General features: G+C 60.1%; 1 protein-coding gene. It reads right to left on the bottom strand.

The annotated features are described in order from the left end of the window. Positions 1 to 365 (bottom strand): cbb3-type cytochrome c oxidase subunit I (locus J5M73_RS31400; RefSeq protein WP_207816967.1); only part of this gene is annotated, 365 nt, incomplete at its 3' end. Between the last annotated feature and the right edge of the window lie 81 nt (positions 366 to 446).

Below are 446 nucleotides of genomic sequence, written 5' to 3'. Positions count from 1 at the left end.
ATCAGGCCGATCATGAACGCCATCGCCATGAAGAAGATCATGATGACGCCGTGCGCGGTGAACACCTGATCGTAGTGGTGCGGCGGCAGGTAGCCGGGCCCGTTGTACGCGAGCGCGAGCTGCAGGCGCATCATCACCGCGTCGGCGAAGCCGCGCAGCAGCATGATGAGCGCAACGATGATGTACATCACGCCGAGCTTCTTGTGGTCGACGGTCGTGAGCCACTCGCACCACAGCCATTTCCAGCGCTTCGTATAGGTGAGCGCGCCCAGAATCCCGAGCACGACGAGCACCATGAACGCGCCCGCGCCCATGATGATCGGCTGATCGAACGGGATCGCCGAAAGCGTCAATTTTCCGAACATGCTTACCTCTTCGTCCGACAGGCGGCGTCCGTCAGATCGAGGACGTGGCCGTTGTTGTACTTCGCGATGATGTTATTGAAG

This window comes from Pseudomonas sp. 50_B (genome assembly GCF_017491625.1).
Lineage (GTDB): Bacteria > Pseudomonadota > Gammaproteobacteria > Pseudomonadales > Pseudomonadaceae > Aquipseudomonas > Aquipseudomonas danubii.
Note: the sequence above shows the minus strand (reverse complement) of the source record. Positions and strands in the feature narration are given on the sequence as shown.